This window comes from Actinoplanes auranticolor, from assembly GCF_018332655.1.
Lineage (GTDB): Bacteria > Actinomycetota > Actinomycetes > Mycobacteriales > Micromonosporaceae > Actinoplanes > Actinoplanes auranticolor.
In genome coordinates, this window is sequence record NZ_BOQL01000093.1 from 1 (window position 1) to 12555 (window position 12555).

15 protein-coding genes and 1 pseudogene are annotated in these 12555 nt (G+C 67.9%); 11 read left to right on the plus strand and 5 right to left on the minus strand.

The genetic code is table 11. The features are described 5' to 3' along the window. The 3 genes from Aau02nite_RS44245 to Aau02nite_RS47140 form a co-directional block, all read right to left on the minus strand. On the minus strand, positions 1-153 hold a 153-nt coding region (locus Aau02nite_RS44245), incomplete at its 3' end, for a transposase (protein WP_246595908.1). A 73-nt stretch (positions 154-226) separates the two neighbouring features. After that, positions 227-490, minus strand: coding sequence for a tyrosine-type recombinase/integrase (locus Aau02nite_RS47135; RefSeq protein ID WP_307857986.1), 264 nt, complete (start codon positions 488-490; stop codon positions 227-229). After that, positions 412-744, minus strand: a complete 333-nt coding sequence (locus tag Aau02nite_RS47140; protein ID WP_246595905.1) for a phage integrase N-terminal SAM-like domain-containing protein — start codon at positions 742-744, stop codon at positions 412-414. Before Aau02nite_RS47140 ends, Aau02nite_RS47135 begins: the two co-directional genes overlap by 79 nt. 228 nt (positions 745-972) lie before the next feature. Between Aau02nite_RS47140 and Aau02nite_RS44255 the strand changes: the two genes are divergently transcribed. Continuing rightward, a complete protein-coding gene (locus tag Aau02nite_RS44255; RefSeq protein WP_212994697.1) occupies positions 973-1245 on the plus strand; it encodes a site-specific integrase in 273 nt (90 codons plus the stop codon). A gap of 99 nt (positions 1246-1344) precedes the next feature. After that, positions 1345-2334 carry a hypothetical protein gene (locus Aau02nite_RS44260; RefSeq protein WP_212994698.1) on the plus strand — a complete coding sequence of 330 codons (990 nt, stop codon included), beginning with the start codon at positions 1345-1347 and terminating at the stop codon, positions 2332-2334. Here the strand turns inward: Aau02nite_RS44260 and Aau02nite_RS48195 are convergent. After that, entirely contained in the window at positions 2223-2846 is a 624-nt protein-coding gene (locus Aau02nite_RS48195; RefSeq protein ID WP_498368222.1) for a DUF8757 domain-containing protein, read from the minus strand. The two genes, Aau02nite_RS44260 and Aau02nite_RS48195, sit on opposite strands and share 112 nt — an antisense overlap. A gap of 16 nt (positions 2847-2862) precedes the next feature. Here Aau02nite_RS48195 and Aau02nite_RS44265 point away from each other — a divergent pair, with 16 nt between their 5' ends. Genes Aau02nite_RS44265 through sbnB form a run of 4 tightly spaced genes read left to right on the plus strand, consistent with a single transcriptional unit; the run spans position 2863 to position 6732 of the window. Next, the gene (locus Aau02nite_RS44265; RefSeq protein ID WP_212994699.1) at positions 2863-3804 is read left to right on the plus strand and encodes a TauD/TfdA family dioxygenase; all 942 of its coding nucleotides are present in this window, start codon (positions 2863-2865) and stop codon (positions 3802-3804) included. Next, positions 3804-4337, plus strand: coding sequence for a flavin reductase family protein (locus Aau02nite_RS44270; protein ID WP_212994700.1), 534 nt, complete (start codon positions 3804-3806; stop codon positions 4335-4337). Before Aau02nite_RS44265 ends, Aau02nite_RS44270 begins: the two co-directional genes overlap by 1 nt. Positions 4338-4383: 46 nt before the next feature. Then, positions 4384-5673, plus strand: a complete 1290-nt coding sequence (locus tag Aau02nite_RS44275) for a cation:proton antiporter (protein ID WP_246595906.1) — start codon at positions 4384-4386, stop codon at positions 5671-5673. Between the two features lie 24 nt (positions 5674-5697). Next, positions 5698-6732, plus strand: a complete 1035-nt coding sequence (sbnB, locus tag Aau02nite_RS44280) for a 2,3-diaminopropionate biosynthesis protein SbnB (RefSeq protein WP_212994701.1) — start codon at positions 5698-5700, stop codon at positions 6730-6732. Between the two features lie 66 nt (positions 6733-6798). On the opposite strand, the gene Aau02nite_RS44285 is transcribed toward sbnB, so the two are convergent. Further along, the gene (locus Aau02nite_RS44285; RefSeq protein ID WP_212994702.1) at positions 6799-7488 is read right to left on the minus strand and encodes a sulfotransferase family protein; all 690 of its coding nucleotides are present in this window, start codon (positions 7486-7488) and stop codon (positions 6799-6801) included. A gap of 422 nt (positions 7489-7910) precedes the next feature. Here Aau02nite_RS44285 and Aau02nite_RS44290 point away from each other — a divergent pair. The 5 genes and pseudogenes from Aau02nite_RS44290 (at position 7911) to Aau02nite_RS44310 (ending at position 12487) form a co-directional block, all read left to right on the plus strand. Further along, positions 7911-8658, plus strand: a pseudogene (locus tag Aau02nite_RS44290) (TauD/TfdA family dioxygenase). A 272-nt stretch (positions 8659-8930) separates the two neighbouring features. Continuing rightward, complete coding sequence (locus Aau02nite_RS44295; RefSeq protein ID WP_212994704.1) at positions 8931-9287, plus strand: ArsR/SmtB family transcription factor; 357 nt, start codon at positions 8931-8933, stop codon at positions 9285-9287. Further along, on the plus strand, positions 9280-9552 hold the full coding sequence (locus Aau02nite_RS44300) for a hypothetical protein (protein WP_212994705.1): 273 nt from the start codon (positions 9280-9282) through the stop codon (positions 9550-9552). The genes Aau02nite_RS44295 and Aau02nite_RS44300 overlap by 8 nt, the downstream gene beginning before the upstream one ends. Positions 9553-9695: 143 nt before the next feature. Continuing rightward, positions 9696-11981 carry an MMPL family transporter gene (locus Aau02nite_RS44305; RefSeq protein ID WP_212994706.1) on the plus strand — a complete coding sequence of 762 codons (2286 nt, stop codon included), beginning with the start codon at positions 9696-9698 and terminating at the stop codon, positions 11979-11981. 290 nt (positions 11982-12271) lie between these two features. Further along, a complete protein-coding gene (locus tag Aau02nite_RS44310) occupies positions 12272-12487 on the plus strand; it encodes an MbtH family protein (protein ID WP_212994707.1) in 216 nt (71 codons plus the stop codon). Positions 12488-12555: the final 68 nt, after the last annotated feature.

Genomic DNA, 12555 nt, shown 5'->3' on the forward strand with positions numbered 1-12555 from the left:
CCAGCCGATCCCGGTGTGCAGTACGAACAGGATGCCTTGCAGGCAGGATCGGTCCGGGATCGGCTTCGGCCCTGGTGCTTTCTCTGGCCACGGTGGCAACACCGGCTCGATCAACGCCCACAACTGGTCATCAACATCCCACGGCCTGGCCACGACCAGCGAACGAGATGGATCTTCACGTCGTGACGCTGATCAACATCGATTCAGCAGATCGTGTTAGGAGCTCTTACGCTTCGCTCGGGCTCGCAGCTACCGGGCGATCGCCCGGGACGTCTTCGGGCCGAACCGCGCCCGACGGTCTTTGGGAGCCTTTGCCGTGCAGGTGCACCGACTCGGCATTCATGTCCAGATCGGTCAGCAACAGATTCCCGATCTCCGACAGCCGGGCACCGGTGTTGTAGTACAGCCGGATCAGCGCCTCGTCCCGCAACGCCATGAACGTCTTGCCCTTGATGCCGTCGAGCAGCTTCTTCGTGCCGCCGTCGCCCATGATCGGCGCCAGCTGGTGCGGGGTCTGCGGTGCTTCACCCGCTCCATCGGGGATCGGTCGATCTCCTCGTCCTCGAGGAGGTACCTGAAGAACTGGTAGAGGCTCTTGTGCTTGTTCAAAGCGGTCGACGCCGACCGGGTCTCGATCATCCACGCCCGGAACGATTCGATGTGCGCCTTGGTCACCAAAGTCGGATCCTGCCCGGCGTCATCGGCGTCCGGGTCCGGTGATTCCGTGGCCAGATACTTCGCCAATTGGGCGGCGGCCAGAAAGTAGTTGTAGCGGGTGATTCCGGCCCGCAGGGCACGGTCCCAGTCGCGCAGAACGCCGGCCCCGTCGCCCTTCTCCAGGCCGTCGCACAGTCAGTCGAGCTTCAGCAGGGGCATCTCTCGTCACCTGCCGAGTCAAGGGTCTACAAGCGGCGAGGCTCGATCCCGGTGACGTCGTCAGACACGAAAGGGGCTCTAAAGGGGGCCGCCGAGGTGCCGCAGCTGTGGATGGCCGAGAGAGGCGGTAAGCCGTTGTCGCCCAACGGCGTCAAGCCGATGCTCAAGCGTCGCGGCGCAGCCACCGGCGTGACGAATACGCACGCGCACCGGTGGCGCGCAAATTTCGCTCACGAATGGCACCGGGCCGGCGGCAACACCGGCGACCTGATGCTGTTGCGAGGGTGGGCGTCGGAGGACATGCCGCGGCGCTACGGTGCGAGCGCGGCGACGGAGCGGGCGCAGGAGTTGCAGGTGAGAGTGGCATGACGTGGACACTGAATATCCTAGGATGCCGTAGGTGGTGTGCGCCCCCAAGGTCGCCGGGGAGTCTGCGCCCATGCCGACAAGGTTGGCATCGTGAGGCTCATGAGCGCTGACTTCGACATCCCGGCGGACCGCGGATTCGGTCGGGCATGGTTTCAAGAGCAGGCCGAATACCTGGCACGAACGGGTGTCATCGAACTGGTCTGGAACACCTATGACGGGCCGCCGATCGCCGACGCCGAGCTGGGGGACCACCTTCGTGAACTCGACGTCGGTGCCGGGCTGCGGGCCATGCCGCGTCTCGGCGTCGGCGGGCCCGCGCTACGTCCTGTATCTGTTCCAGGTGTCGCGGACGGGCCGGAGGCGGCCTGGGATCAGCTGGCCGAGGCGTTGGGTCAGCCGTTGCCGTACTGGACGATCCCGCTGCAGCAACGCCGATTGATCGACGCGTGGCAACCGGGCCGGCCCACCGTGCAGGCACTGGCCGTAGACCCCGAGATGGACCTGGACGTGCTGCTGCGCCTGGCCGCCCTCTACGACAGCGATCATCCGGCCGCGCAGGTGCTCGTCCGGCTCTTCCGAACGGTGACGTGGCGAGAATCGCAGGCCGCTGCCCAGATGATCGCCAGCGTCGAAAGCATGACGCTCGACAGCACGGTGGTGATCGCGGCCCGACCGATACCGGTGCCCCGCGCTGATCTCGATGAGCTGGCGGAGACGGTACGCCGAGCGGGATGGCTGGAGATCCTCGGGCGCGCCGACGTGCTCGCCGACGCCTGCGTGGAGCAGCTGGTGCGCTGGGACGGCGGCCGGGACTGCCCCTTCGGGGCGCCGGTCGACCTCGTGGCCGGCGACCCGATCAGCGACGAGGTCATCGCCCGCCTCACGCCTCACCCGCACGGCCGCATCCCGGTTCCTCGAAGCACCGCCGGACGCCGAAACATTGGTAGACCCGGCCACCGACGCCCCAGCCATCCGCATCACCAGCAAGGACGGCGCCCGCATCCGGATCGCCATGAGCCAGTGGCTTCCCACGACGTCGCCGCTGGCCGAGCTCGTGCTCGACGACCCGATCTGGATCCGGACCGCTGACGGCACCGTCTACCCGGCACCGCAGGACCCAAGGTGGGGACTCGGATGGGGGTACTCCGGCAACGGCCCGGCGCACTCGCGCTGCTGATCCACCGGCTACTGGACGACATCACGGCACGGGCCGCCGACGACACGCGGGGAGCCCCCGAAGGCCTCGAGTGGCTCTTCACCACCGCCTGCCCCGAGGAACCGCCTCGAACGAGCCCAACTCGAAGCTGCTCGCGCCGGCAGCTGATCACCCAGTAGGCGTAGAAGGCGACGTCACGTTCGGCGGAGCACAGCTGGTCGAGGAACTCGGTACACAACTGGCCGGCGGCCTCGGCGTCGGTGAGCCCGCCGAGGCGGCGTTGCAACGCGACGAACTCCCAGTCGCGCAGGCTCTGCCGATGGCCGCAGCAGCGTGTCCGCTGTACCAAGCCGGCCGGGGCGGGCAGTGGGGATGCCGGCGGGTAGCCGGATAGTCGTAGTACCGAAGAAATATAGGCAGATCCCTGACTGTGACGGCAGTCCACTCGAGGGGGAAGCTAGATGGCCGACAACCAGCCCTGGGCGCCGTTCGTGGTCGATCCGGGCAGCAGTGGTGCCGAATCCAGTCCAACTGGGCTGCTCGCGTTCCTGAAAGAGCTCGACAGTCTGCAAGATCTGCTGGACCGGGAGAAAGCCGTGGTCTTCCGGGACTTCGGAGTCTCCGCCGACGAGATCAACGCGGTGATCGATCTGTTGCTGCCCCGTCGGCTCGCCTACGTGCACGGCAACTCACCACGCAGCAAGGTGGGCCAGAATCTGTATACCTCGACGGAGTATCCGCCGGAATACACCATTTCGATGCACAACGAGATGTCGTACGCGCACCAGTGGCCGGCGCGGTTGATGTTCTTCTGCGAGCGGGCTCCCGAGACGGGTGGCGCGACGCCGGTCGTGGACGGTGTGCGGTGGCTCGAGTCGTTGGACGCCGAGCTACGGGCCGCGTTCGCCGGTGGGGTCCGGTACACCCAGAACCTGCACGGAGGTCGAGGGCTCGGCAAGAGCTGGCAGGACACGTTCGAGACCACCGAGCGCGGCGACGTGGAGGCGTTCCTGGCGGAGACCGGCGCCCGGTGGGAATGGCGACCCGACGGCGGCCTTCGGGTGAGCCAGGTACGTCCGTCGACCACGCGCCATCCGCGGACCGGGGCTGAGGTCTGGTTCAACCAGGCCGACCAGTGGCACGCCGCGGGGCTGGGCGATGAGACGGCCGCCGCGCTCTACCAGATCCTGCCGGAGGACGAGCTGCCCCAGGCTGTCACGTTCGCCGACGGGTCGCCGATCCCCGCGGACTACGTCCTGCAGATCCGGGACCGGGGGCTCGCCGCGGCGGTCGACGTCGACTGGCGTACCGGCGACCTCATGGTCATCGACAACGTCCTGGTCGGACACGGCCGGCGGCCCTTCACCGGGCCGCGCCGAATCCTCGTCGCCATGTCGGACTGATGGCCGCCGTCGGCCCTCACGCGCCCGCGACGACCATCGACGCCACGGCTGGTGCCGTGCTGCGGCATGCCGCCCGCCGCTTCGCCACCGGGGTGACCGTCGTCGCGGTTCACGATGGCGTCGATTCACACGCGCTGACGGCGAATTCGTTCGTGACACTGTCGTTGCGACCTCCGCTGATCGGGATCGCCGTGCGCCCGGACGGACGGATGCGGGCGGCAGTGGACCATTGCGCGACCTTCGGCGTGAGCGTGCTCAGTTCGGTGCAACAGGATTACGCCCGTCACTTCGCCGGGTGGGATCGGTCCGGCCACCCGGTGGGGCTCGTGCTCTCGGCCGTCGGCCCGGGGCGAGCGGTCCCGCTCGTACCCGGCTGCGTCGCGCACTTCATCTGCGAGCTCCGGACGGTACACCCGGTGGGCGATCACGACCTGATCGTCGCCGAGGTGACCAGCTGTGAGGTGTCCGACCAGGCCCGGTCACCACTGATCTTCCTCGACGGCGTATTCCACGACGACGTTCCCGAGCCCTGATAGGCAGGTTTCCATGGCATTGGCCTCAGCGCTTCCCCTGCCTCCGTTGGGCGGTTCCGCACTGTCGCTGTTGTTCTTCCAGATCGCGGTCCTGCTCGGCATGGCATTGCTGCTCGGCCGTCTCGCGGTGCGGCTGTCGCTGCCGCCGATCGTGGGCGAGCTGCTGGCCGGGTTGATCGTCGGTCCGTCCCTGTTCTTCTGGATCGCTCCGTCGGCGGCCGACTGGCTCTTCCCGCACCAGCCGGAACAATGGCATCTGCTGGACGCGGTGGGGCAGGTCGGCGTCGTGCTGCTGGTGGGTATCACCGGTATGCAACTCGACCTGCGGCTCGTTCGCCGGCGGGCCGCCACCGCGGTCGGCGTGAGCCTGCCCGGTCTGGTGATCCCGCTGGGGCTGGGCATCGGAGCCGGTCTGCTGCTGCCGGCGACGCTGATCATGCAGGGCACCGAGCGCATCGTCTTCGCGCTTTTCCTGGGTGTCGCGATGTGTGTATCCGCCATCCCTGTCATCGCGAAGACGTTGATGGATCTGAAACTGATGCACCGCAACATCGGCCAGCTGATCCTGATGAGCGGCACGATCGACGACGTCCTGGGATGGCTGGGCCTGTCGCTCGTGACAGCCATGGCGACGGTGGGCCTGCACACGGCGGGCGTGCTGCGGTCGGTGCTGCACCTGGTGCTGTTCATCGCGATCGCCGCCGGTCCCGGCCGTCTCGCCGTACGGTTCATTCTGCGCCGTACGCTCCGCTCTGGTGACTCCCCGGTGACCATGGCCGCCGCCGTGGCGATCGTGCTGTTGTTCAGTGCGGTGACCAACCTGCTGGGTCTGGAGGCGATCTTCGGCGCACTCGTCGCCGGGATGCTGGTGGCGTCGGCGGGGCCCGAAGTGATCGAGCGGCTCGCCTCGTTGCGGGGGGTGGTCACGTTCGTGCTGGCCCCGGTGTTCTTCGCGATCGCCGGGCTGCGGATGAATCTCACCGCGCTGGCCGATCACCAGGTGCTGTTCGCCGGCTTGGTGCTGTTGCTGATCGCGATCGTGGGCAAGTTCGCGGGCGCGTTCGTCGGCGCCCGGATCTGCCGGCTCAACCGCTGGGAAGCGCTGGCCCTGGGTGCCGGTATGAACGCGCGCGGAGTGGTGGAGGTCGTCGTGGCGATGGTCGGCATCCGGCTGGGTGTCCTCAGCACGGCGATGTACACGGTGATCGTCCTCATTGCGATCGTCACATCGCTGATGGGCCCGCCGATTCTGCGTGCCGCGATGGCGCGGGTCGAGATCGACGCCGAGGAGACCCTTCGTCACGAACAGAATCGGATGCTCAGTGCCGACCGTTGAGGATGGCACCCGAAGGAGACTGCGATGACCCCAGCAGCGGGCCGGCCCACGTTCAGTGTGATCTCAGGCGCCCAGGTGCGCACCGTCCTGGACGGCACCGCGAAGGATCTGATCGACCTGGTGGAGCGTACGTACCGTACGCATGCCGCCGGCGGCACCGTCAATCCGGACTCCTACTTCCTGCGCTTTCCCGACCGGCCCGCGGAACGGATCATCGCTCTGCCCGCCTCGGTCGGCGGGGATGTGGACGTGCACGGCATCAAGTGGATCTCGAGCTTTCCGGGGAACGTGGCGGACGGCCTGCCGCGGGCCTCCGCCGTCGTGATCCTGAACGACACGCGCACCGGCTATCCGTTCGCCTGCCTGGAGAGCTCGATCATCAGTGCCTCCCGGACCGCGGCGTCGGCGGCTCTGGCCGCCGCGGCGATCGCCGACCGGCGTGGCCCGCGGCCCACCAGAGTCGGGTATGTGGGCACCGGCCTGATCGCGCGCTACGTTCACACATACCTGCGAGCAGCCGGCTTCTCGTTCGAGGAGATCGGTCTCCATGACAAGCAGCCGGCCGCGCATGAGGGCTTCGCGGGGTTTCTGCGGCGTACCGGTGATTCCGCCGTACGGCAGTATGAGAGCTCCGAGGATCTGCTGCGAGCAAGCGACCTCATCGTCTTCGCGACGGTGGCCGGGGAACCGCATGTTCACGATCGGGCCCTGTTCGATCACGCACCCCTGGTTCTGCACTTGTCGCTGCGAGACCTCGCACCGGCGGTGATACGCGGCGCGGTCAACGTCGTCGACGACGTGGAGCACTGCCTGAAGGCGGGCACCTCGCTGCATCTCACGCAGGAGCAGGACGGCAACCGGGACTTCGTGGCCGGCACGCTGGTCGAGGTGCTCGACGGCGTCGTCGAGCCGGTGGCGTCGCGCCCGGTGATCTTCTCGCCGTTCGGCCTCGGAGTGCTGGACCTGGCCGTGGCCCGGTTCGTCTACGACCGGATCGCGGCCGCCGGGGAGCTCACCGCGGTGCCGGACTTCTTCGTGGAGCTCAGCCGCCACGGCTGAGCTCCACGGCGATCCGGACGCCCGGCCCGCGCCGCCTCGTCTGTTGACCGGGCGGTGCGGGTCTGCCTACGAGCGGCGCAGCAATCGATGTCCGAACTCATGGTTGGGGCTGTGGTATCCCTTGCGGTCGTTGAGCCGGGGAAACGGCTCGTCCGGTACGGGTACGTCGAGGAAGGCACATAGCGTCTCCCACCCCTGTGCCACGTCGTAGACGAGTAACCGCGACGCCGGGATGGCCGCGACGACCTCGGCCGTATGGCGCTCGTACACCTCGCGGATGCGTGCCCGGTCGTAAGCCTCGCCATCGAAGACGCGGTCCAGGATCACCTTGCGGGTCATGCGCAGGAACGCGCCGTGATCCCGGTTGTGCAGACTGTTCAGCACCGGCCTCAGGTGCCACATGAGTCCCCGCCGGCGGCTGACGTTGCGGAAGATCGTCTGCTCCATGCTGTCGAGCCACTGCTCGGTGTCCCGCACCGTGAGCAGCACCTTCGCGTCCGGGTAACAGCCGGCGAGTTCTCTCCAGTAGGCGGCGCCCGGCCAGTCCAGGCACGACTGGTACCCGGCCAACGCGTCGGTGAGGGCGGCGTCCAAGCCCTGGTCGCCGTGGCGGGCGACACGCAGCCAGGCGTGTATCTGCGGCGGGTTCGCTTTGACCTCCGACATGTGGTGTACCGGTCCCAGGCCCAGCAGTTCGAGCGCTGCCTTTGTCGATGTCGTTCCGGTGCGGCCGAAGCCGGCGCCAATGACTCTCATGTGGCCTCCCGAGCGGGTGCGAATAACTCGAGCCTCAGATTTACCGGTGTTTACATATGTTATCTATATGCCCTGTATGCGCGATTATAGGTACACCGGTCCGGGGATCGCGGTGCTGGGCGCCGGTCAGCCGGACCCGGCCGGTCACGGAAGCCGCGTATGTGGAAAAGCTATAGAACTCGATCGCATCCTCTCTCGATGACAGTCCGTACTTCGAGGGAGAAACCGATGGAAACCCGCCGGAGAAGGCAGTCCACGGCCGTGATGTCGGACCCGAGAGGAGCGCGGGGGTGAGCCCGCGAACAGAGACCGAGAACCATCTGCCGGCCGTGGTCCGGGCGGACGGGCCGGACCACGGCCGGCAGGATCTGCTGAGCGCGCAACGGACGGAGTTCCCCGAGCAACTGGTGCCCCACGGCGCAGTGCTGTTCCGCGGCTTCGCGGTCGGCGGCGTGCCCGGCATGGACGCCGCGGTGCGCGCGCTGTCCGGCGATCTGCCGGCGTACGAGGAGCGCTCGTCGCCGCGCAGCACGATCGAGGGTCGCGTCTACACCTCCACCGACTACCCCGGCGGACGAGGAGATCTTCCTGCACAACGAGAACTCCTACCAGGCCGCCTGGCCGCGGACACTGTTCTTCTACTGTGTCAATCCGCCGGACACGCTGGGCGCCACGCCGCTGGCCGACATCCGCGAGGTGTACGCCGCATCGACCCGGCCGTCCGGGAGGAGTTCGCCCGTCGCCGATGGATGGTCGTGCGCAACTTCCATCCCCGGGTCGGCGCGGCGTGGCAGCAGGCGTTCAACACCGACGACAAGAGTCGGGTCGAAGCGTACTGCGCGCAGGCCGGGCTACGGGCGCAGTGGCACGGCGATGCATTGCGCACCACTGCCGTACGGGACGCGGTGCACACCCACCCGGACACCGGCGAGCCGGTCTGGTTCAACCACGCCACCTTCTTTCACGTCACGTCACGTCACGACGCTGGCGCCGGACATCCGCGAGGGGCTGCTCGAGCTCTTCGACGAGGAGGACCTGCCGACGAACACGTACTACGGCGACGGCGGCCGGATCCCCGAGGATGTGATGGATCATCTGCGCTCCTGCTATCGGGCGGCGACGGTGCGCTTCGACTGGCGGCGCGACGACCTCTGGTGGTCGACAACATGACCGCCGCCCACGGCCGGGAGCCGTTCACCGGGCCACGTCGGATCGCGGTGGCGATAGCCGAGCCGCACCGCGGAGGCCGGCCCTGGTCGCGGTGACCGAACCGGGTCTGATCTGGACAGAAATAGGCTCCACGCACCCGCGACGCGGCACCCGCAATCGGGTTATGCGCTTCGGCCGTCTGTGCCGTCAGGCGCCCCGATGGCCACCTGACATCCGGGTATCAAATCATCGGGGCACCTGCTAAAGTCTCTTGGCATGTGCGGGGTGTTGTTATGACGGACTCATCGCCCAGCGGCGACGAGCTGGTGCGGATCCTGGCGGCTCTCGCGAGCCCCCACCGCATACGGGTCGTTGCCGCTCTGGTCGGTGGCCGAAATTATGTGAGCCAGCTTGCCCGCGAGCTCGGCATCAGCCGGGCTCTCCTGCAGGTACACCTTCGCAAGTTGGAGGCGGTCGGCCTGGTCTCGTCGGACCTCGAATTGTCGGAGGACGGCAAGGCGCTGAAGTTCTACGAGGTCGTCCCGTTCGGTTTCCAGCTGACTCCGCAGCTCATCGCTGATGCGGCCGTCACGCTCACCGGCCTCGACGCTCAAGATGTGACACCGAGAAGGGAATCGAGTCATGGATAGCAGCAGCGACTGGACCGAGGTTGTCGGTGCTATCGGCGTCTTCGCTCTGCTGATCACCCTGGTCACCGTCGTGTTGACACAGGTCGGTGCGTGGATGCGGGCCCGAGCGGCACTGAGCCGGGAGATGGAATACCGCAAACTGGCTGAAAAGGTGGTAACCGGTCAGGAATCGATCTCGCAGCAGTTGATCGAGATGAACCTGCACCTGGCCAGTCTGCGAACGCGGGTCGAGGACATCGAGACCGTACTCAAGCAGGTCGAGTAGCACCACCACGAGAGCTTGTCCGCCGCGGCGAGCCGATGAGAAGGAACGGGCCGTCGAGCTGGCACTCGACGACCCGGGCAGGCACCACCTCGCCTCGCGGCGAACTCTTCGTAACGCTCTGCTCTGAGAAAGGACAGTACTGCATGCTGCGCAAAGGAACCTCGCACAGTGATCCGGGGAATGCCGAGGACAGACCGCAGGCCGCAGCCCTGGTGGAGCGGGTCGTCAGCTGGTCAGCCCACCATCCCGTCAAGGCCATCGTCGGCTGGTGCCTGCTGGTGGCCCTCGCTGCCGTGTCGAGCGCCCTCGCCACCGGCGAGGGCGCGCGCAACATCGACCCCGGCGAGGCCGGCACCGCGACCCGGGCCCTCATGCAGCAGGACGGCTTCAACCCCGTCCGGGAGAGCGTCCTCGTCCAGAGCCAGGACGGCGCCGGCGCCGGCTTCCGGGAGAACCCCGAGCTGCGCGCCGCCGCCCAGGACCTGGTCCAGGCGCTGCAGGGGACGTCGGGTGCGGTCACCGATATCGGCTCCCCCCTCGCCGCTGACCGCTCCGATCTGGTGTCCGCCGACGGCCGCTCGGCGCTGGTGACGTTCCAGATCGCCGGCCAGCCGGAGCAGATCAAGGCGAACTTCCAGGCCGCGGTGCAGGCCGTCGACGCGACGGCCGCGGGACATCCCGGTGTCCGCGTCGTGCAGGCCGGCGACCGCAGCCTCTCCGCCGCGGTCGACAACTCCATCAAGGATGACTTCCAGACCTCTCACGTCCTGGCGCTACCGATCAGCCTCGTCATTCTGCTCATCGTCTTCGGCTCCTTGATCGCCGCGTCCATCCCGCTGGTGCTGGCGGGCACCGCGGTGATCGCCACCTTCGGACTGCTGCAGCTCATCGATCACTGGCTGCCGATCAACAGCGCCGTGAACGCCATGGTGCTCCTCATCGGCATGGCGGTCGGCATCGACTACTGCCTGTTCTACCTGCGGCGAGAGCGCGAGGAGCGACTCGCCGGCCGTGATGTGCAGACAGCGCTGCGCATAACCGCCCGCACCTCCGGCCGCGTCGTGATCGCCTCCGGCATCACCGTCATGCTCTGCCTCAGCGGCCTGCTGTTCACCGGCATCGGCGTGTTCCGCGGCCTGACCGTCGGCACCGTCCTGGTGGTCGGGCTGACCGTCCTCGGCTCGGTGACCGTGCTGCCCGCACTGCTGGGCGTGCTGGGACGGCGGGTGGACAGTCTGAAGGTGCCGTTCCTCGGGCGGCGGCGCACCGAGGCCCGGGAATCACGCGTGTGGACGACGGTGGCGCAGGCCGTGGTACGCCGCCCGCTCGTATGGGGTGGCCTCGCCGTCCTCGGGCTGCTCGCCCTCACCGTACCGGCGATCGGCATGCACCCCCAGGACCCGGCTGTGATCAACAGTCTGCCGCGTTCGGTGCCCACCGTCGACGCGGCGATCCGGATGCAGGAAGCCTTCCCCGGAGTCGCCGCGCCCTCCCAGGTGGTGATCTGGAACCCGGACGGAACCAGCGTGGACACGCCGGCCGTGCGCGACGCGATCGACGAGCTGAAGGCCCGGACGACCCAACCGGGCGGGCCCATCGCCGGACCGGTCGCCGTCGTCAAGGTCGACCGTGCCCTGGTGATCCGGGTGCCGCTGGCCGGCTCCGGCACCGACCGGACGTCGGTGGACGCGCTGGCCCAGTTGCGGGAACGGATCCTGCCGGAAACCATCGGCAGGGTCGATGACGTCTCCTTCGCCGTCGGCGGGCGCACCGCCACGGCTCAGGACTTCGCCCAGAAGATGACCAGCCGCGCCCCGCTCGTCTACATCTTCGTGCTCGTACTGGCGTTCTTCCTGCTCGTGGTGACCTTCCGGTCACTGACCATCCCGATCATCTCGATCCTGCTCAACCTGCTGTCGATCGGCGCCGCGTACGGCGTACTGACCTGGGTCTTCCAGGGCGGTCACCTGACCGGGCTGTTCAACTTCACCCCGTACGGCGGGGTGGTCGGATGGTTGCCGTTGTTCATGTTCGTCATGCTCTTCGGCCTCAGCATGGACTATCACATCTTCATCCTGAGCCGGGTCCGGGAGCGGTGGGCCAACGGCGCGGAACCGCGGCAGGCCGTCATCGACGGTGTCGCCCGCAGCGCCGGCGTGGTCACCAGCGCGGCCGTTGTCATGATCGCCGTGTTCGCCGTGTTCGTCCTGCTCAGTGCCATCGAGTACAAGATGCTGGGAGTCGGCATGGCGGCGGCGATCATCATCGACGCCACCGTCGTCCGCGGGGTACTGCTGCCCGCCTTCGTGGCCATGCTCGGTCGCCATGCCTGGGAGATGCCGCGGTGGCTCGACCGGCTCCCCGGCGGGATCGAGACGACCACCATCGCGGAACCGGTCCGCGAACCGGCCCCCACCGCCGTCCACTGACCGGTCCACCTCCCGCGGTTCGCCGCACCGGCCGCTGTCCCTGAGCCGGCGCGGCGGACGCCTCACCTCAAGTCGGTGCCCGGAGCCTCATCCGGCACGCGTGGGCGTCCACCCGCATCCCCCAGACCGCCGGCTCGCAGGTTGCCCCCCGTCAACCTGCGGGCCGGCACTGTGCTGTGCGCCGATAGCCCCGATATAGACCCTGTATTGCTCCGGTCGCGAGGCTGCCACGAGTCGGCCGGAAACTGACGGCTGGCTCGTCACGACACATTTCGAGCTCAGGAGCAGCCATGCCCGAGGAATCACAGGACACCCAGCGGTATCTCGTTGTGCTCAACGACGAGGAGCAGTACTCCATCTGGTGGGCCGACCGGGACCTGCCCGCAGGGTGGCGGGCCGAGGGCGCCGAGGGCACCCGCCAGGAGTGCCTCGACCACATCGACCGGGTGTGGACCGACATGCGACCGCTGAGCCTGCGTAAGCGGATGGCGGCCACCACCGGCTGACCGTCCGGCCCGGAACGGGTCGTCCGAACCCGGGACGGCGCGGACGGCGTCGGCGCCGGCAGGACACA

Excerpts from the sequence above, each read along its gene's own strand:
- Aau02nite_RS47135 (WP_307857986.1), bottom strand. The coding sequence starts at position 490 with ATGGGCGACGGCGGCACGAAGAAGCTGCTCGACGGCATCAAGGGCAAG.
- Aau02nite_RS44260 (WP_212994698.1), top strand. The coding sequence starts at position 1,345 with ATGAGCGCTGACTTCGACATCCCGGCGGACCGCGGATTCGGTCGGGCA.
- Aau02nite_RS44265 (WP_212994699.1), top strand. The coding sequence starts at position 2,863 with ATGGCCGACAACCAGCCCTGGGCGCCGTTCGTGGTCGATCCGGGCAGC.
- Aau02nite_RS44270 (WP_212994700.1), top strand. The coding sequence starts at position 3,804 with ATGGCCGCCGTCGGCCCTCACGCGCCCGCGACGACCATCGACGCCACG.
- sbnB (WP_212994701.1), top strand. The coding sequence starts at position 5,698 with ATGACCCCAGCAGCGGGCCGGCCCACGTTCAGTGTGATCTCAGGCGCC.
- Aau02nite_RS44285 (WP_212994702.1), bottom strand. The coding sequence starts at position 7,488 with ATGAGAGTCATTGGCGCCGGCTTCGGCCGCACCGGAACGACATCGACA.
- Aau02nite_RS44295 (WP_212994704.1), top strand. The coding sequence starts at position 8,931 with ATGACGGACTCATCGCCCAGCGGCGACGAGCTGGTGCGGATCCTGGCG.
- Aau02nite_RS44300 (WP_212994705.1), top strand. The coding sequence starts at position 9,280 with ATGGATAGCAGCAGCGACTGGACCGAGGTTGTCGGTGCTATCGGCGTC.
- Aau02nite_RS44305 (WP_212994706.1), top strand. The coding sequence starts at position 9,696 with ATGCTGCGCAAAGGAACCTCGCACAGTGATCCGGGGAATGCCGAGGAC.
- Aau02nite_RS44310 (WP_212994707.1), top strand. The coding sequence starts at position 12,272 with ATGCCCGAGGAATCACAGGACACCCAGCGGTATCTCGTTGTGCTCAAC.